The 18,793-nt window shown below is 31.2% G+C and carries 16 protein-coding genes; 9 read left to right on the top strand and 7 right to left on the bottom strand.

Features of this window, described 5'->3' with window-relative positions; all coding sequences use genetic code 11:
- The first annotated feature begins 122 nt into the window (after nucleotides 1-122).
- From KTC94_RS16325 to KTC94_RS16300, 6 genes are all read left to right on the top strand, one after another.
- The gene (locus KTC94_RS16325) at nucleotides 123-1,898 is read left to right on the top strand and encodes a sulfite exporter TauE/SafE family protein (RefSeq protein ID WP_220286709.1); all 1,776 of its coding nucleotides are present in this window, start codon (nucleotides 123-125) and stop codon (nucleotides 1,896-1,898) included.
- Between the two features lie 533 nt (nucleotides 1,899-2,431).
- Entirely contained in the window at nucleotides 2,432-3,541 is a 1,110-nt protein-coding gene (locus KTC94_RS16320; RefSeq protein ID WP_220320211.1) for a sensor histidine kinase, read from the top strand.
- A gap of 35 nt (nucleotides 3,542-3,576) precedes the next feature.
- Nucleotides 3,577-4,209, top strand: a complete 633-nt coding sequence (locus tag KTC94_RS16315; protein WP_220286705.1) for a response regulator transcription factor — start codon at nucleotides 3,577-3,579, stop codon at nucleotides 4,207-4,209.
- Between the two features lie 117 nt (nucleotides 4,210-4,326).
- Nucleotides 4,327-5,262 (top strand): ABC transporter ATP-binding protein, encoded by a 936-nt coding sequence (locus tag KTC94_RS16310; RefSeq protein WP_220286704.1) that lies wholly within the window; start codon nucleotides 4,327-4,329, stop codon nucleotides 5,260-5,262.
- 10 nt (nucleotides 5,263-5,272) lie between these two features.
- The gene (locus KTC94_RS16305; RefSeq protein WP_220286703.1) at nucleotides 5,273-6,400 is read left to right on the top strand and encodes an ABC transporter permease; all 1,128 of its coding nucleotides are present in this window, start codon (nucleotides 5,273-5,275) and stop codon (nucleotides 6,398-6,400) included.
- Between the two features lies 1 nt (nucleotide 6,401).
- A complete protein-coding gene (locus KTC94_RS16300; protein WP_220286702.1) occupies nucleotides 6,402-7,547 on the top strand; it encodes an ABC transporter permease in 1,146 nt (381 codons plus the stop codon).
- Between the two features lie 148 nt (nucleotides 7,548-7,695).
- Here the strand turns inward: KTC94_RS16300 and KTC94_RS16295 are convergent, their stop codons facing one another.
- The gene (locus tag KTC94_RS16295) at nucleotides 7,696-8,403 is read right to left on the bottom strand and encodes a DUF975 family protein (RefSeq protein ID WP_220286701.1); all 708 of its coding nucleotides are present in this window, start codon (nucleotides 8,401-8,403) and stop codon (nucleotides 7,696-7,698) included.
- A 592-nt stretch (nucleotides 8,404-8,995) separates the two neighbouring features.
- Nucleotides 8,996-10,309 carry a 2-hydroxycarboxylate transporter family protein gene (locus KTC94_RS16290; RefSeq protein WP_220286700.1) on the bottom strand — a complete coding sequence of 438 codons (1,314 nt, stop codon included), beginning with the start codon at nucleotides 10,307-10,309 and terminating at the stop codon, nucleotides 8,996-8,998.
- 349 nt (nucleotides 10,310-10,658) lie between these two features.
- Between KTC94_RS16290 and KTC94_RS16285 the strand changes: the two genes are divergently transcribed.
- The 3 genes from KTC94_RS16285 (at nucleotide 10,659) to KTC94_RS16275 (ending at nucleotide 13,206) form a co-directional block, all read left to right on the top strand.
- Entirely contained in the window at nucleotides 10,659-12,230 is a 1,572-nt protein-coding gene (locus KTC94_RS16285; protein WP_220286699.1) for a sensor histidine kinase, read from the top strand.
- 5 nt (nucleotides 12,231-12,235) lie between these two features.
- Nucleotides 12,236-12,934 carry a response regulator gene (locus KTC94_RS16280; protein ID WP_216301654.1) on the top strand — a complete coding sequence of 233 codons (699 nt, stop codon included), beginning with the start codon at nucleotides 12,236-12,238 and terminating at the stop codon, nucleotides 12,932-12,934.
- A 146-nt stretch (nucleotides 12,935-13,080) separates the two neighbouring features.
- Complete coding sequence (locus KTC94_RS16275; RefSeq protein WP_258280645.1) at nucleotides 13,081-13,206, top strand: hypothetical protein; 126 nt, start codon at nucleotides 13,081-13,083, stop codon at nucleotides 13,204-13,206.
- Nucleotides 13,207-13,346: 140 nt separating this feature from the next.
- Here KTC94_RS16275 and KTC94_RS16270 read toward each other — a convergent pair whose 3' ends face one another.
- The 5 genes from KTC94_RS16270 to treR all read right to left on the bottom strand — a co-directional run bounded on the left by KTC94_RS16270 (nucleotide 13,347) and on the right by treR (nucleotide 18,781).
- Nucleotides 13,347-13,907: a phosphatase PAP2 family protein gene (locus KTC94_RS16270; protein ID WP_369811906.1), complete on the bottom strand. Its 561-nt coding sequence runs from the start codon at nucleotides 13,905-13,907 to the stop codon at nucleotides 13,347-13,349.
- Nucleotides 13,876-14,103: a DedA family protein gene (locus KTC94_RS16265; protein ID WP_220286729.1), complete on the bottom strand. Its 228-nt coding sequence runs from the start codon at nucleotides 14,101-14,103 to the stop codon at nucleotides 13,876-13,878. The genes KTC94_RS16270 and KTC94_RS16265 overlap by 32 nt, the downstream gene beginning before the upstream one ends.
- A 570-nt stretch (nucleotides 14,104-14,673) precedes the next feature.
- The gene (gene treC, locus KTC94_RS16260) at nucleotides 14,674-16,332 is read right to left on the bottom strand and encodes an alpha,alpha-phosphotrehalase (protein ID WP_220286698.1); all 1,659 of its coding nucleotides are present in this window, start codon (nucleotides 16,330-16,332) and stop codon (nucleotides 14,674-14,676) included.
- A gap of 82 nt (nucleotides 16,333-16,414) precedes the next feature.
- Complete coding sequence (gene treP / locus KTC94_RS16255; RefSeq protein ID WP_220286697.1) at nucleotides 16,415-17,851, bottom strand: PTS system trehalose-specific EIIBC component; 1,437 nt, start codon at nucleotides 17,849-17,851, stop codon at nucleotides 16,415-16,417.
- 219 nt (nucleotides 17,852-18,070) lie between these two features.
- Nucleotides 18,071-18,781, bottom strand: coding sequence for a trehalose operon repressor (gene treR / locus KTC94_RS16250; RefSeq protein ID WP_216301649.1), 711 nt, complete (start codon nucleotides 18,779-18,781; stop codon nucleotides 18,071-18,073).
- Nucleotides 18,782-18,793 lie beyond the last annotated feature (12 nt).

The following is an 18,793-nucleotide window of genomic DNA, read 5'->3' as shown; positions in this document are numbered from 1 at the left end:
ATTTCAGAAGGAAAGTCCCCTTCTGAAGTCGTTAATGCAGCTTCGCAGACGATGATTTAAGGATAAATATTCATTGAATACAACATTAAATATTATATTAAGAACTTTTAGGAGGTAATAATGTGAGCATTAAAAAGGAAAAAATAAAAGTCTTCGATATGACGTGTACATCATGTGAATCAAAAGTAGAAAGAGCCGTTACAAAATTATATGGTGTGAAAAAAGCTCTAGCAAGCTTTAGTAGTCAATCTGTAACAATAGAATACGATACAGACCTGTGTAATTCTGAAGAAATTAGAACTGCCATAAAAGCAGCTGGTTATAGCATAGAAGGTTCAAATAACCACAAAATAGTAGGTATATTTATAATTGTAGCGACAATTATATTGATCGGAAATTCATCAGGTGGAATTGACATGACCTCTAGACTCAATGGCGCTACATATTTTGTTCTATTCATTGTTGGAGTCCTTACTTCAATACATTGTGTAGGAATGTGTGGTGGAATAATGCTATCCCAAAGTATAAATAAAGATAGCAAAAGTAAATTCGATTCCATCAAACCTGCACTTCTATATAATGCAGGTAGAGTTATAGCATATACAGTAATTGGTGGGATAGTAGGTGCTCTAGGTTCCGTGCTTTCACTCTCTCTATCCGCAAAGGCTGGGCTCCAAATATTTGCCGGTGTCTTTATGATAATAATGGGACTTAATATGAGTGGATATAGCCTATTTAGAAGGTTTAACATAAAGCTTCCGAGGCCTGCTTGCTCAGTTAAGAAGAAACCAAAAACTCCTTTTTTAGTTGGTGTTTTAAATGGACTTATGCCCTGTGGGCCCCTTCAGACAATGCAACTATATGCTTTAGGAACTGGAAGTGCTTTTAATGGAGCCTTATCTATGTTAATATTTTCTCTCGGTACAGTACCTTTAATGTTAACATTTGGCGCATTATCAGGTCTCCTTACTAAAGGATATACAAAAACCCTTTTAAAATTTAGTGGAATACTAGTTGTAGTTTTAGGTATTGTAATGGGAAGTAGAGGACTAGCTTTAGCTGGTGTAAATGTGCCTTCTACATCTTCATTAGCTTCTAGTTTATCTGGTAATAACCCATTGGAATCAGCTACCCCAGCTGCTAAGGCAACTATAGAGAATGGAGTTCAGGTAGTTAAGATGACCGCAGACGGTGCAGGTTATACACCAAATGGTTTATATATACAGAAAAATATGCCTGTAAAATGGATAATTGATGGTAAATCATTAAATTCCTGTAACCGCCAAATAATTATTCCATCCTTAAACATTCAGAAAAATTTGAAGCCCGGTGAAAATGTTATTGAATTTACACCAAAGGATAAAGATATAAACTTCAGTTGTGGAATGGGCATGATTAGAGGCGTGTTTAAGGTAGTTGATAATGTTGAAACGGTAGACACTTCAAAACCTGATCCTTCTGTGCCAGCTCCATCCAGTGGAATGCCTGGTTGTAATATGGGTAGCGCACCTGCTACACCTGAAAAACCAAGTGTTTATGGTACGGATTTGAGTAAAGTTGAAACCAGTAGATTGATCCAAAAAGCTGTGATTTCAGGAAGCAATCAGGCTCTTTCAATTAAAGGTACAGGATATGAATTTGAACCCTTGATTGTAGTTGCGGCTAAAAATGTTAATACCATTTTAAGCTTTGATTTATTTGGATTTGACAATCCAGATGGAACCTTTGAAATTGCTGCAACAGACACTGGCAACAACATAACTACTTTTAAAGGTAAAAAAGGAACTGTTAAAGTAGATACCACCTTTAGTAGAAGCGGTATCTATTCGATTATAAAAGATGGCAGTATTGTAGGTGGCGTGGTTATTGTAGATGATTTAAAAAATACAGATTTATAAACGATTAGAAAAGATTATATCGGTGGTTAATTTTTATGATATACATTAACTAATTCATCATTACTATAATTATAACTAAAACTTTTTCCTTTAAGTTAGCAACATAAAGGAAAAAGTTTTTATGTATTCATAGGTAATTTCAATATATTCAGTGTCGAAAGTTCTTTATCTCTGTGCCTTCCTGATGATTCTTTCCTCATATCTCTTAACCCAAGGATACCCTCTTTTTTATATGCCCTACGCCATCGATTTGCTGATGAGTCAATACATTTCTTTCCAATAATCCAAATCAAAATCATGGTCTTTAAATATTAATCTTGGAAACAAACTTATGTGTTTATCGTGTGCCATCACCCTTACGGTACTTCTCTTCATCTTATTGTGAAGAACTCTAATACAGTTGTTTTTATACAATTGAAGGATAATATTATCTTAATGTAGAATTACAATAATGGTATATTCTATAGAAATTTATAAAAATTAATAAAATAGCTTAAGTATTTGCATAATTTGTAACAGGTAGAGGTGCTTTTATGGAAAATTGGATTATATTAAATAAATTAATTTTACTAATTTATGTGAGTAGTCTGCTAGTAAAGGGCAATTTCGATTATCCTTGCAGCAACTATATAGTTATTATATCATTACTTTTTTATGTGATTATTAATGTAAGTAAATCATTGATTTCAAATAATAAATGCAAACTCATATTTTTAAGCATATCAATTCTTGAGCTTTTGATTTGCAATTTTTTTGTCACTCCTATATTTTTTATATTGTTACCACTAAATCTTTTCGAAATATTTGTTGGTAAAATAAAACTCATATTTATTTTGTTTGTTTTACTAATATCTATTTTTATTATTAATAAACATTTTATAGTATGCGAATACTCATTCGCTTCCTTGTTTAGTCTCGTAGCATACTATTTTATTTTAATCATTGAAAATAAAATGAAAAAACTTACTATTAAAAATGATGAGCTTAAAGAGAAAAACTATAGATTATTGATGAGTTTAAATAATCAAATGGAATACAAAAACCAAATAATATATACTTCACAGTTGCAAGAGAGAAATAACATTGCTCAGGAAATACATGATAAATTAGGCCATAGTATCTCAGGAAGTTTAATGCAACTAGAGGCTGCGAAACTTATTATGGACAAGGATAGTAATCAAAGCAAAGCTATTATTCAAACTACAATAAATGTACTTAGAGATGGAATGGATAGTATACGATATACATTGAAGAACATTAAACCTGAAGCAGAACAGTTAGGTATAAACAAAATAAAGCTACTTGTAGATGAGTTTAACAATAAAACTAAAATCAATGCAAATTTATATTACAGCAATAATTTGGATAGGATTTCCTATATTGAATGGAAGGTTATATGCGACAATATAAAAGAAACTTTTACCAATATAATTAAATATTCTGAAGCTAAGAATGTCAAAGTAAATGTGGAAGTGCTTAATACTTTACTTAAAGTAGAAATAAAGGATGATGGCATAGGGTGCATCATCATAAAAAAAGATCTTGGCCTATCAGGAATAGAAGAAAGAACTATGAATTTAAATGGAAAAGTTATTTTAGATGGTTCTAGTGGGTTTTCAGTAATTATTTTACTTCCTATTTAGGAATAATTCAAATTTAGTAAAAGGGTGGTGCCGAATTGCCAATTAAGATTTTGATTGCTGATGATGATTCACTTATTCGAGAAGGTCTAAAAATAATAATTGGTTTAGACGAAGAATTTATTGTGATGGCTTGTGTAGAAAATGGATTCGATGCAATAGAATATTGTTTAAACAACTCCGTAGATGTTGCACTTTTGGATATAAGAATGCCAGTATTAAATGGCGTGGAGGCCATAAAGGAAATCTCTATAAAGACTTCAACAAAATGCCTCATTCTGACTACCTTTGATGAAGACGAATATATAAATGCAGCGATTCGTTATGGAGCAAAGGGATATATTCTTAAAAATAATACTCCAGATAAGATTAAAGCTGCAATAAAAGTAGTATACAGTGGGAATATTGTTATGCAGGAAGGCATAATTGATAAAGTGTTAAAAAAAATAGATAACAATAATAGTAGTAAATTAAATAGGGATTTGTTTACTGGGAGAGAGCTAGAGATAATTCAGGCAATAGCTGATGGATTATCCAATAGAAAGATTTCGGCAAGATTGTTTATATCAGAGGGTACTGTGAAAAACTACATTACTTCAATTTTAAGTAAAACAGGCCTCGAACATAGAACACAGATTGCTATTTATTATTTAAAAGGTGGTAATAAATAGAATGTGACCTTTGTCATGTTGTAAAAGTGACTTTCTGCACTCACAGTAGAAGTCTTTTTTTTATATAATAAAAGCATAGAAATTACCAAAAATAAAAAAGTTTTAGGGGGTATTATTTTGGATATTGTTAAAATAAAAGGATTAACTAAAAAATTTGGAGACTTTACTGCAGTTGATAATATCGATTTTTCCATTAAAGAGGGAGAAATTTATGGCTTACTTGGGCCTAATGGAGCAGGTAAGAGTACCATTATAAATATGATTTGTGGGTTAATTACAACGACAAAAGGTTCTATTGAAATACTTGGAAAAGATAATCAGAAAAATTCGAATAATGCAAAGAGAAACATTGGTGTAGTTCCTCAAGACATAGCAGTATACGAAGATTTAACTTGCCTCGAAAACGTAAAGTTTTTTGCAAGTCTCTATGGTCTTAAAGGGGAAGAATTAAAAAAGAAAGCCTTCGATGCTCTAGAATTTGTTGGTCTTAGTGATAAAGCTAAGAGTATGCCAGCTAGTTTCTCTGGAGGAATGAAAAGAAGATTAAATATAGCATGCGCAATTGCCCATACCCCTAAGCTTTTAATAATGGATGAGCCTACAGTAGGTATCGATCCACAATCAAGAAATCATATACTTGACTCTGTGAAGAAATTAAATGAAAGAGGATGTACCATTATTTATACAACTCATTACATGGAAGAAGTAGAAGCAATCTCAACGATGATAAGTATTATTGATCATGGGAAGGTTATTGTAACAGGTACCAAGGAAGAACTCAAAGCTATTGTTACAGATAAAAATACTGTTGAGGTTACGGTTATCGATGGTACGGTAATTAATGAAGAACAATTAAAGGAACTAAAGGGAGTTACGAATGTCCTCATTAATGAAAACAAAGTTAAAATTGACAGTTTAAAGGAAATTAACAATTTAGATAAGATAATTTTATATTTCACGGATAATGGAATTCCAATTGAAAATATTGAGAACAAAGTACCAGATCTTGAAACTGTATTTTTAACACTTACCGGTAGAAAATTAAGGGATTAGAGGTGAAAAAATGAACATTATTTCTATAATTATAAAGGAAGTAAAACATACTTTCCGAGATAGAAAATCAATGGCAATGATGATATTATTTCCAATAGCGCTAATAGTTGTGATTAGTGCAGCATTTAAATCAGAGTTTACTAACACTATTGATATTGGTACACCTAAAGTTTTATATAGCATTGAAGCTACAGGTGTTGTTTCGGATAATTTTAAAACTAGTTTTATTGAAAAAGGTAAAGATTTTAAAATAGAATTTACAAAAACTAAGGATATGGATTCTGCTAAGAAAAAATTAATTTCTAAAGAGTACGATGCAATCATAGAAATGAAAAGTAATAATAAGATAGAATTTTACAAGAGCAATGTAGAAAGCCTTAAGGCTGGTGTGGTTGAAACTATTCTATCTACCTATGTACAAGAATTTAATGTAATTGTAGATATTAGCAAAGTAAATCCACATATAATAAATAGTTTGCTAAGTGATAGCAATGACAACTATTCTACAATTAATTCTCTTAATAAAGCAATCCAGCCCTCCTCTTTAGATTATTATACAATTGCAGAAATAGCTCTAATAATTATGTATTCAGGAATGACAGGTCTCTTTGGAATTGCAAGTGAGAAAAATTTAAAAACTAGAGATAGGATTTTGATAAGTCCTGTTAAAAAATATGAGTTTCTTATTGGAAAAACAATAGGTGGAGTTATAGGTACAATTATTCAGATTGCTATTGTTATTTTGTTTAGTAAATATGTGCTTCATGCAAATTGGGGGAATGATATTTTTACTGTATTACTAATATTTACATCTCAAATAATCATGGCAATAAGCATAGGTGTTGGGCTTGGATTTATTTTCAAAAATGAAAATGTGGCAAATGGAGTTTTAAATTTTATAATACCGGTAATGGTATTCCTTGGAGGAAGTTATATGCCTGTAGATGGTTTTGGAAGCAAAACTTTTCAATCAATAACCTATTTATCACCTGTAAGATGGGTTAATAGATCTATATTTGACGTGGTTTATAATAATAATAATTACAGCAAGGTTTCCACAGCAATTTTGATTAATATAGGCGTAGCTGTAATATTTCTTGCTATATCTTCCTTGTTGTTTAGAAAGGAGAATGCATAATATGAGAAATTTATTTTTGCTTGCACTTAATACATTAAAAATCACTTTTAGAAAGAAGTCTAATATTATAGTATACTTAATTCTTCCAGTTGTAATTGTTATATTTGTTATGTCCGTTTATTCCTCAATGGATTCAAAGATTAAAGTAGGAATAAACAATAAAGCTGCAAACGGAGTAATAGCTAAAGATTTTGTTGCTGCTTTAAATAAACAGGATAAATTTAAAATTCAAGAAATTAAAGATGAAGAAATAAATAATTTAGTTGCAGAAGGTAAGGTTGATTGTGTAATTACAATACCTGCAAACTTTGATGAAAGTGTTCATAATGGAGCAATAAGTAAAATACAGATTACTGCAATTAAAGGGCAAGAAGTTACGACTTGGGTTCAAAACTATGTAAATTATTATGTTAAAAGTCTCATGATGCTAGGAAAAGCATCAGGTGGGGATAACGTTATATTTAATAAACTTTATGAAGGATTTAAGATTCAAACTCTTACTCTTCATAAAAATGTAGTTAAAGATGAATCCCTTGATAAATTAAAAACTGTTCAAAGTATAGGATTTTTAATAATGTTTATGCTTCAAGGCGCAACTACCACTTCAGGGCTTATTTTAAAGGAGAAGAAAGAGAAAACCTACTTTAGAATATTTACGACTCCTGTAAACAGTAGAATATATATTGGGGCCAATATAATGGCTAATATGTGTATAATGGTAGCACAATCAATTTTAGTAATATTTTTTTCTAAGTATATTTTAAAACTGACTACTGGAGTACCTGATTTGCAGCTACTTGCAATACTCACTTTATTTGGATTTGTTTGTGTAACACTAGGTATTCTATTAGTTGCTTTTTCAAAGACAACAAATCAAGTAGGGGTGATGGCTACCTTAATAATAACGCCGACATGTATGCTTTCAGGGTGTTTTTGGCCAATTGAGCTTATGTCTAAAACTATGCAGCAGATAGCCAATTTTTTACCACAAACTTGGGCATTAGAGGCTATTAGGCAGCTCCAAAACGGTAAAACCTTTTTAGAAATTATGCCATTACTTGGAATACTTGTAGCCTTCGCATTAGCATTTTTCCTAATTGGTATGTATAAGATGAAAAGCAATGAAAGCGTTAAAAGTTTTATATGAAAGGAGCCAACAATTGTTGGCTCCTTTCATATTAATCAGAAATTAGTTATTTCATTTCAATATATCCCATTGTTCCAACTTCTGTTTACTAACCATTTCATTATATAAATACATTAGAATTAATCACTTAATTTATCTATCTTTTCTACTAAAGTAGTTTTTTTTCATTAGAATCACTCTTTAACCCTTGATAGAAAACTGCTGTGGATGTCTGTATATACGGTTCAAGCCATATGAACCCTATTCCTAAAGTGACTAAACATAATATAAACCACCCTGCAAAGCTTAGATACAGACAAAATAATTTCCCTTTATATCCATTCATCATCTCTTTGCTACGGTTTATAGCCTCCAAAGAGGTTAATTCGGGATTATCGATTAGTATATAGTATGCCATAGAATAACTAAAACTAGCGATTATTCCCGGTATTATAAGCAATAAAGTCCATAACAATATAAATATACCCATTAATAAGTTCAACAAAAATGTCTTCCCAAAATACTTAAACCCCATAAAAACGTCCTCGATTTTAGCATTAGTCTTTCGTATTAAATTTAGAAAAAACATTGAAGCGCCAAAAGTTATGGGTCCTCCGATAATCAGTACTATAACTCCCCATATATTTTGAATTCTACCATCACTAATTGTAGTGCTATATTTAAATATTTCATGTATAGGATTATTAATAACCCAATTTACCCTTTCTTTAATATCCGGTCCCTGTATAAACATTTCTGTGAAAATCCAGGCTAATACACAAACTATTATAGCTACAATCCAATTACCTGATAAATCCTCCCTTGCTTCTTGCCGTATTTCCTTATTACTTTTTGATTTTAAGTCATAACCATCCATATAAATCCCCCTTGTGTTGCTTTGGTTTTATTAATTACTTAAAATTGGTACACTATATATAATATGCTTATTACCGCATTTTTAAACCAAGTAAAATAAATACCCGTGGTAGTAGGAGATTACTTAACGTTAGCTCCTATCTATTAATTTGCTATTTCATAGATAGCTGCCGTCATTACCTGAACATTTTTTATTAGTAAATCTATTTCTATATATCCAACTTCCTTCTCTTGCAATATTTTTTCATCCAATGTCATAAATCACCCCTCAAATTTGAAATATAGAATAAAACAAAACCCAGTAACCACATTCACTGGGTTTTATTTACGAAAATGTTTTATATCTGTATTAACAAAACAGTAAGATAAAATCAATTGTTCTCTTTCTTATATACTATGCCAAAAGTACGCAAAGTTAATTTTCAACAATTGAGAATTAACTATGGATTATTTAAATGTCGTTAAATCATCACCTGCGGTGTTGCAATCTTAACGACTTCAGAAGGAAATTTAAACTCCCACTGAAGTTTTCTCTTTGTTATAGTCTGATACCCCCTCTTATAGAAGAGGTAGACTTTCCTTTTGAAATGTCGTTAAAACAATCTAAGTAAAACGCTAGCAATTATAAGAATAAGTGCCCCTCCTAAGCGTGATGAAATAGCAGCAAAGGGCATCAGTTTCATTCTTTTAGCTGCAGTTAATACGGCAACATCCCCTGAACCACCCATATTAGCCATACACAATCCAGCAGAAATAGAAGTTTCTACCGGGTAGAAGCCAACAAATCTAGCTACAACTCCAGACCCAATTACCGCACCAATTATAGTAATACCAACAAGTATTATATACTTAAATGTTAAAGCTGAAATAACCGCATTAAGATCAGTGTATGCAATTCCTACACCTACCAAAACAACAACCGTAAAATTTTTCATTACAAATGAGTACCACACACTACAAGCATATTCACATTTAGCAGGTAGTGCACCCGTCATTTTAACAAGAATGACAATAAGAATCATCCAGGCATAAGCATGAATAGTTGGTAAAAATTTTCCTACAATATAACCTGCAGTCAAAAATGCACCAGATAATAATATACCAATTGCATATAATTCCAAGTCATTAGATTTATCTTCTACCTCATTTTCCGCATCGAGCTTAGTCTTTGAATTAGGTATTATCAATTCTCCATTTCCTGTTAAACTCGGCTTAACTTTACCTATTTTATTTAAAATACCCGCAGCCACAATCGCAAAAGCATTACCTAAAGCTACTGCCGGAGTCATTATAGACATAATAATTTTAGGATCTTGATTAAGCGTAGCACCAAATATCTTAGCTAATGGAACAGCACCAGCACCCATTCCACCACCCATAATAGGTATTCCTATATAAAAAATAGCTTCCTTTGCGCCATACCCTAAAATAATTCCAAATAATCCTACTAATCCAAGAGCTGCTATGATTCCACCTAAAAGACATGGAAGATATCTAACAACAGCTTGCAGAAGTAATTTTCTGTTAATTCCTAAAAGGCTTCCAGCAATAAGACCACATATAAATAGATCTAAAAATCCACCACTGGTCATAAAAGCAGTAGCTGAAGTTATTACTCCCTCTGGTAAAATCTTATAGGTTGCTAAAGCAGAAGATCCAAAGATAACTACAATAGCACCACCTCCAAAATAATCTTTTACTATAGGTAGATTGTCTCCAATAAGGTAAAGAACAGTACCAATAACTAGCATTAAAGGCAATACGCTTACTATTCCAGGTGGAAGCACATCCATATATGCACCTACAAACATGACCATAGTAATAATTGCAAAATACTGAACCTTAATACCCATTATTTCAGGTGTTTTCTTTTCATTTAACATACTAACCCTCTTCTCAGCTAACATAATTATCCCCCTCTAATATTAATGATATTTAATTATTTATTCAAAACCTAACCTAGAAACAATTATTTATTGAGGCAATCAAGGAAAAAGATACCGTTTTCATGCTGATGCAAATAAAATAATGTATGAAGACCTCAAACATAGAAGAATTGCCCTACTGTAATAAAATATATTCTATTTCATTATTATAGCAACAACTTGGATATTTTTAAATATTCTGAAACTTTAAAATGTTTTGTGGTCATTAAGAAAACTTTGTATTTTTTTTAACAATTCAATTGTTAAAAAAAACTATGGTATAATTTATGTAAGTTATCCTGAAATTTGAAAGGTTTAAAAGGCGAAAAACATGAAATTGAAAACAAAAATCACAAGCTTTGTAATAGTAATTTTACTTTTGACCATTGGAAGTATATCATTGCTTTCCTTTAATCAAATGAAGATAATGCTTAAAGACCAAGCTGGACGTAACCTTTTGGATATAGCCAATTCTGTCTCCACGAGTTATATTTTACAGAATTACTTGCAAGGAACCAATGAAATTAATGAACAAACCTTAAATGATGAAATAGAAAGTATACGAAGTAAGACTAAAGTTGAATTTATAGTAGTAATGGATATGACTGGAATAAGACATTCCCATCCTACAAAAGAAAAGATAGGTGAAAAGATTCAGGGTTCAGATGAAAAACGCGTTCTCACAAATGGAGAAGAGTATGTTTCAGAAGCAACGGGCAGCTTAGGTGTCTCCCTTAGAGCATTTACACCCATATTAAAAAACGGGAAACAAATTGGAGCAGTGACTGTAGGAAGTCCTATCAATGAAGTTTATAATGAGATATATTCAAAGATAGGTAACTTTCTACCCTTTATAGTATTAGGATTGTTTTTGGGAGCAATAGCCGCAACTCTTTTGTCCTCAAATATAAAAAAAACCATCTTTGGTTTAGAACCAAAAGAAATAGCGTTAATTTTAAAAGAAAAGGAAGCTGTAATAGAAAGTGTGAAAGAAGGAATTTTAGCCGTAGATAAGAACGATAAAATCACCTTATTTAATAAAGAAGCGGGAGAGATTTTGGAACTATTAGAAGAAGATGTCGGTAAGCAAATCACAACCCTTTCTTATGGGAGTAAAATTTCTGAAGTCCTAAAAGTAGGCAAGTATTATGAAAATATAGAAATGAAAGTAAGACCAGGTCTAACAATCTTATGCAAATATAATCCCCTTAAAAATGATAAAGATGAAGTAATTGGATGGGTAATAAATTTTAGAGATTTAACAGAATTTAAAAAAATGGCAGAAGAGCTCACCGGAATAAAAAAAATGACTTGGTCACTTAGAGCACAAAATCATGAATTTATGAATAAACTTCATACTATATCCGGAATGATACAGCTGGAAGAATACGTGGAAGCTGTAAAATTCATATCACATATTGCTAAAAATCGAAATGGAATCAATAGTATCCTTACAGATCAAATTAAGAATGTATCTATTGCGGCATTGCTATTCTCAAAATATAATAAAGCAGAGGAATCTAGAATAGTATTTGAAATTGCAGCAGATTGTCAATTAAATGAATTGCCACAATATATGAATGAAGATGAATTAGGGTCTATCATTGGAAATTTGATTGAAAATTCTTTTGAGGAAGTAAGCATAGATGGAAGCGGAACCGTACACTTTAAAATTTTTGAGGCAGATGATCATTTGAAAATTCAAATAAACGACAATGGTCCTGGAATTTCATGTGAAATAAAAAATACAATATATGAAATTGGGGCCACTACGAAAATCGGTCAGCGTGGAATTGGTATGTATATTGTTAAAAAAATTATTGATGATATGCATGGGAAAATTGAATTTAGTGTAGAAAACGGAACCTGGTGGGATATAAGTATACCGATGAAAAGGAGTTGAAATCAATGATTAAAGTAATGATTATCGAAGATGACCCTATGGTACGTGATATCAACACAAAGTTTTTGCAAAAAGTGGAAGGCTTTCAGTTAACTAAGGCCGTCAGTAATCTTACCCAGGCGCAGAGATTTATAGAAAAACAAAAACCAGATTTAATTTTACTTGATATCTATCTTCCTAAGGAAAATGGAATTGACTTTTTAAAGTTACTTCGAGCCAAAGAAATAGAAGTGGATGTTATTTTGATTACTGCAGATAAAACCATTAATAGGGTTCAAGAGGCTTTTCGCTATGGGGCCAGAGATTATTTAATTAAACCTTTCACCTTGGAGAGGTTTAAAGAATCTTTACTTAAATTTAAAGATAGATATTATCATTTTAAAAAAGCAAATGAAATTGAGCAAAGCGAATTGGACAAGTATATTTTAAGTAGCAAAGATTTAGTGGAAGAAGAAAATAATAGGAATCTAGATTTAACAAAGGGATTAAATAAGTATACATATAAAACAATATGGCAACAAGTTCAGCAAATAGGAGAAATATATACTACACCAGAAGAACTAGGAGAAATATTAGGAATTGCAAGGGTAACTTGCAGAAAATATTTAGACTATATGAATAAAGAAGGAAAAGTACACATGTTAATTGAGTATGGTAAGGTAGGAAGACCGCAGCATAAGTATAGGATAAACCCTACCGCTTAGCTGCCTTTTTTTCATTTCATCTTATAAACCCTTAGTCACTATACTTAATATGGATTTATAGAATTATACTGTATAATAGTTCTTGATTCGACTATATACGTATAGAATATTGCGAATCTTAACTATTATAATTGAAGGTTTTACCCATGATAAGTATGCTAATGAAAGACTCTGAAACCAAAATTAAAAATACTCTAGAAGATTTAATTCCAATACAAAGTGATACAGGAACACCCCTTGAGAAAGACATTGAAAAGTACCTCCATGATTGATTACAAAATTAAGACTATTTTAATTGATTCAGAACCACACCAGAAAACGGGAAATAATGAAGGTGTTTTAAGTTGATCAAGCTCTCCATTTTTTTCTACTTACTGATATAAATTAAATCGCTTTGTTATAATATTGGACTTTAACTTATAGAGGTGGGAGACTTCCCCTCTGAAATGCCGTTAAACAAGTAAACTATTATTCCACTGCATATGAGCCCTAAAAGTACGCCCCCTAAAACATCTGTAGGATAATGAACATATAAATATAATCTTGAAAAAGCTATTAAAGCAGCTAAACTAAAAATCTCAAGTGCATAATTTTTAAAATATTTTGCTAATACACCTGCAACCGCAAATGAAGACGTAGTGTGCCCTGAAGGAAATGAATAGGATAAAGGCTTTACAATTAAAAGGTCAACTGCTGGTATATCTACTGATGGTCTTATACGTTGAACTACGTTTTTTAATATTACTTCTCCTAAAATTGCGCTTAGCAATAACGCTAATAAAGCCATGAAACCTATTTTCCTATATTTTTTGTTAACCATCAATGCAATTGCCATTATAATCCATATAGCTCCATTATCACCTAGTGATGTAATAGCGACCATTACTTTATCCATAATAGTTCCATGCATATTGCCTTTTATATACAATAATATGGAACTATCAAATTTCTGCATTAAAGATATTATTTTCATCATTTTCAGCATTTCTCCTTGTTTTTCTATTTTCTTTTATGAACGCTATAACTAATTTCGAATAATTCATTTCTGAAATACCAGCTACAAAAGGTGCGAACGTCCTAATTATGGGAATAAATCTTGCTAAAATTATTGTCATTAAACCTACTATTGTTTTGACATCTTCCACCAAAAGAATTTTAAAATCCTTCAAATTACCACTTTCCTTCCATTATATAATAGCGAGCTATATAATACTAATATACATCCTTTTACCAATCTTGGCCATAGCCACCATTATCTTTTGTATCACTCTTCTTGCCTTCGCTTTTAAGTTTTTCATCATTTGCTCTTAATATTACACAGTTATCCCAATCTGTCTTAGGGTTTCGTTTTATATATATATGTCACCTCAATAAATCACTTTTATATGCATCTAACTTATTAACATTTTCATACTAATATTTCACATCTCAGTTACAATTATACACGTACAACTCTTATTTCCTTTACAGAAAGAAGAAAATAAGCTAGCCGCTAGAGGAACCAGTAGTATAGAACCACCAGCTACTCCTGAAGTACCACAAGCGCTTACAGCCTCAAGTATGCTGAGAATAAATGCAGTAAACACACTACAAAACAACACACACCCATTTTAGGTGTCCTACTAGCCGACTAGTTCTTCTCTTAGTATAAATAATTGCAGTAAACACGACATAAAAATATAAACGCTTTGCCCATGTATGGAGCAAAGCGTTTTAAAAATTCTCTATTTTTTAAACTTCTATTTTATATAAAAAACAATAGATTCATATGGTCTTAAAGTTAATTCATTGATGTTATTTATTGTATCTTTATAGTTAGATATCAAAATAGTTGATTTCCCTTTAAGCAATAAATCTTCTGGTAAATTAAAAGTAGTTTCTTTCCCATAAAAATTATTTATAACTAAAATTTTCTCAGCCTTCCATGAACGCATATAAGCGAATATCTGAGAATCATCCTTTATTATAATCTTGAAATCACCATAAGCAATTACATCATATTCTTTTCTAAGTTGTATAAGTTTCTTATAGTGATAAAAAATAGAATCTTCATCCTTCAAAGCCTTCTGGGCATTTATTTCTTTGTAATTGTTACATATTGATATATGTGGCGAGCCTGTTGTAAAACCAGCATTCATATTATCATTCCATTGCACCGGAGTACGCGCGTTATCTCTTGATTTTGATTGCAATATTTTAATTATTTCTTTATCATCTATACCTTTCTCTTTTAAGATATTGTAATAATTAATTGACTCTACATCTTTATATAATTCAATTTTATCAAAGTATGGGTTTGTCATGCCCAGCTCTTCCCCTTGATAAATATAAGGTGTTCCTCTTAATAAATGCACTGTTGTTGCCAGCATTTTTGCAGATTTACTATGGTATTTTTTATCATCTCCAAAGCGAGACACAATACGTGGCTGATCATGATTACACCAAAACAAAGCATTCCATCCATTACTTTCCTCAATTCCAACCTGCCACTCAGCAAGAATCTGTTTTAACTTTTTAAAATCAAAATCCATTAAACTCCACTTATCGCCATTTTTATAATCAACTTTAAGATGGTGAAAATTAAATACCATTGATAGTTCTTTTTCATGCGGATTTGAATATTTGATACAATTTTCTATAGTCGTGGATGACATTTCTCCAACTGTAATAATATCTTCGTATTTTCCAAATGTTTCTTTGTTAAGCTGCTTTAAATATTCGTGAATTTTAGGACCATCTGTATAAAAACGGCGACCATCACCTTTATAATCATCTTCATATTTTTCTGGTTTCGAAATTAAATTAATCACATCAAATCGAAACCCATTTACTCCTTTTTCCATCCAAAAATTAACCACATCAAACACTTCTTGTTTTAACTCTTCATTTTTCCAATTAAGATCTGCTTGAGTTTTATCAAACAAATGCAAATAATACTCATCAAATTCTCTTACATATTCCCAAGCCGTACCACCAAACTTTGAAACCCAATTTGTTGGCTCATTTCCATTCTTAGGTTCTTTGAATATATAGTAATTTTTATACTTTTCATCACCATTCATTGCCTTTTTAAACCATTCATGCTCTGTAGACGTATGGTTAAATACCATATCTAACATAATGTCGATTCCTAATTTTTTAGCTTCTAAAACCATCTCCTCAAAATCTTCCATAGTACCAAAACTACTATCAATACTACAATAATCTGCTACATCATACCCATTGTCTATTTGGGGAGAACTATAAAATGGAGTTATCCATATATAGTCCACTCCTAAGACTTTTAAATAATTTAATTTTTGCGTAACACCTTTTAAATCACCAATTCCATCTCCATTTGAATCCTTAAATGATCTAGGATATATTTGATAAACCACACTCTTTTTAAAATCTTTCATACTTCTTAATACTCCTTTAAATGAATGCATATAAACGAATTTATATTAAATCATCACTTTATATTTTTTTAGTTATTCACGATTAATCCTCTGGTGCAAATTTTGCTGCAAATTTTGTTTTAGAAAGTATAAGCGTTAATGTAAATGAAACCACAATTGCCACTATCATTGCCAATGAAAAAATCAACATATATTTAGGTTTAATAGATAGTATACCAGGAATTCCCCCAACGCCAATTGAATTTGCCATGACTCCTGAACTAACTGATATTACGCCTGCAATTGCTGAACCTACCATAGCTGCTAAGAATGGATATACGTATTTTAAGTTAATACCAAATATAGCCGGCTCAGTTACTCCAAGGTAACAGGAAATAGCTGCCGGAATTGATACTTGTTCTTCTTCTGGTTTAGCCTTTTTATTTATACGTATTATTGCCATAACTGCAGAACCTTGAGCTATATTTGACAGTGCAATCATTGGCCATAAATTTGTTCCACCAAATTCAGCCATAAGTTGTAGATCAATAGCATTTGACATATGATGTAATCCAGTAATTACGAGTGGTGCATAAAAGAATCCAAACACTGCCGCAAATAACCACCCAAAAGCAGAAGTTAACCCAGTGTATACTACACTTGATATAACTGAACCTATTGCCCAACCTATTGGGCCTAAAACAGTATGAGCTATTATTACCGTTGGCACCAACGCTAGAAAAGGTACCACTATCATCGATATATACTCTGGAACAATTTTTCGTACATTTTTTTCGAATATCGCTAAAAGAAATCCTGCCATAATTGCTGGAATAACTTGTGCTTGATAACCTATCATTTGAATGTGAAAAGCTCCAAAATTCCAAAATGGAATCTTATCTGCAGCAGCACCTGCTACATCATAAGCATTTAATAGTTGAGGTGATACTAGAGTAAGACCTAATACAATTCCGAGTATTTGAGTCGTTCCCATCTTTTTAGAAATAGCCCAGGTTATTCCTACTGGTAAAAAGTTAAATATAGCTTCACCAATTAACCACAAGAAAGAATAAACTCCAGCCCAAAATGGATACATCTGAGTTATTGTTTTAGTACCATTTTCAAGAAATTTAATATCCCCTATTACGTTGCGAAAACCCAATATCAAACCTCCAACTATAAGCGCTGGAATAAGAGGTGTAAATATTTCTGCCAAATTAGCAAGCATTCTTTGAATAAAATTCATATTACCTTTTGCTTCTATCTTTGCCTTATCTTTACTAACCCCGTCCACTCCCGAAACGTTTACAAATTCATTGTAAAAATCAGGTACTTCATTTCCTATAATAACCTGAAATTGTCCAGCCTGCATAAAAGTACCTTTTACTAATTTAATACTTTTAATCTTTTTGCCATCTGCTTTTTTATCATCCTTTAATACAAATCTCATTCGAGTTGCACAATGGGATACCGCTACAATATTTTCTTTCCCACCGATGTATTCTAATAATCGTTTTGAATCTTCTGTATATTTACTCATATAAATTCCTCCTACAATTATAATTCCTTAACTTTAATTCACTTCTCTCCTAAAGAATTCATTATAACTTATATACACCAGTTCTTTATATTTCCATCTCAGCTTGTCTATACAAGTTTCTCTTGTTCTTATATTAACTTATATATACAAGTTAGTCAATAGATTTAAGCGAAAAAAATGTAAACGGTTTTGAATTATTAAATCGCAAAAAAAATCGCCCTATCGGCGACGTGCAAAATCAGTAAATACAAAACGGTCTGGGCGATGACGAGATTCTGTATATTCAAATTGATTTCCATCAGCTAAATATACATAATTTTTAACAACAACAACAAAATTATAAGATTTCATATCTAAATTTAATTTATCTCTTGAATTAGCAGTTTCAACTTGTATAATTTTATTAGCAAAACCTATTTTTAAATTTAAGCTTTCTTCAATATATTCATAAATGGATTTCTCTGCAATTTTTTTTGTTAATCCTTGCACTTCATCTTTTAAGAAATAATTAATATCGAAAATTATTCGTTCACCTTCTAAACTACGCACTCTATATAATTGAAAAGCTTCTTTTCCTACATTTAAATTGCTTTTTTTATTTATTACTTCATCTATTATAACTTCCTGGAATTTAGGCACTGTAGTAATAAAATTTTGGTTACTGCTTGCACTAGCTTCCTTAAAACTAACTAGACCACCAACAGAAAATGAAATAAAATTATTTTCTAAAACAAATACCCCTTTACCATGAAGACTATTAACAAAGCCTTCCTCAGCAAGCATCTCCAAAGCTTTTCTAACAGTACCACGACTTACCCCATACTCTTTGCAAAAATCATTCTCTGAGGGAAGTTTTTCCCCTGGTGTATAAATACCTTTAACAATATTTTTTTTTATATTATCATATATGTCTGTATATAGCTTTTTCATTTTAATCCTCCA

The organism is Clostridium sp. CM028, assembly GCF_030585565.1.
Classification (GTDB): Bacteria; Bacillota; Clostridia; order Clostridiales; family Clostridiaceae; genus Clostridium_AD; species Clostridium_AD estertheticum_B.
This window is presented reverse-complemented; position numbering and strand designations above follow the sequence as displayed.